At 50.5% G+C, this 1,047-nt stretch carries 1 pseudogene; it reads left to right on the top strand.

From position 1 onward, the window contains the following. Positions 1–74 precede the first annotated feature (74 nt). Positions 75–887: pseudogene (locus ACSZPU_RS25885) on the top strand (integrase core domain-containing protein); the annotation flags it as partial. Between the last annotated feature and the right edge of the window lie 160 nt (positions 888–1,047).

Here is a 1,047-nt window from a genome sequence, read left to right as displayed (position 1 = left end):
CTTCCATCGGGAATAAGGATCTGGCAGCCTGAGTTCCCAACTAAAATACTCTCCAGGAAAACCGGGGCGGTTCAGTTGAGTACGCCGTTGAGTTCCCGGCTCATGGTCAGCACCGGACCAGTAATGAGCTGCGTAAAAAAGGCGTGTTTATCTCCGGCAGCGGCGTGCGCTCCATCTGGCAACGACATGACCTGGAGAACTTCCGTAAACGCCTGAAGGCGCTTGAGGAAAAAGTCGCCAGAGAAGGCATCGTGCTGACCGACGCTCAAATCGCAGCGCTGGAGAAGAAGGCCCTCGATGACGAGGCCAGCGGTGAAATCGAGACGGCACACCCGGGGTATCTGGGCTCACAGGACACTTTCTACGTGGGCAATCTGAAAGGCGTGGGCCGTATCTACCAGCAGACGTTCGTGGATACATACTCGAAAGTGGCGCACTGCAAGCTGTATACGAGTAAAACGCCGATCACTGCCGCTGACCTGCTCAATGATCGCGTCCTGCCGTTCTACGCGTCTCAGGGACTGCCGATGCTGAGAATACTGACCGACAGGGGGACGGAGTACTCTGGTAAAGTGGAGCAGCATGATTTTCAGCTTTATCTGGCCATCAACGATATCGACCATACGAAAACGAAGGCGATGTCTCCGCAGACCAACGGTATCTGCGAGCGGTTCCATAAAACCATTTTGCAGGAATTTTATCAGGTTACGTTCCGCAAGAAGCTTTATGCAGACGTGGAAAGCCTGCAAAGGGATCTGGACAACTGGTTGTGGCATTACAATAATGAGCGAACTCATCAGGGAAAAATGTGCTGCGGGCGTACGCCAGTGGCGACTTTACTTGATGGAAAACGGGTCTGGGCAGAAAAAAATCTGAACCAGATTTAATCTGACAGACACCTGTATAAATAACCGGTAACTGTCAGATCAGGTCTGAGCTAGTACACATAAACTGCCAGGCATCAAACAAGGGAGAGCCTGTACATAAAATTGTGTAATTGCCTGATTTTGATATGTTCAATCCAACATCAAAAGCAGGTTAATTTAT

This window comes from Phytobacter sp. V69 (assembly GCF_965644215.1).
Classification (GTDB): Bacteria; Pseudomonadota; Gammaproteobacteria; order Enterobacterales; family Enterobacteriaceae; genus Phytobacter.
The sequence above is the reverse complement of the archived record's forward strand: the minus strand, read 5'-3'. Positions and strand labels throughout refer to the sequence as shown.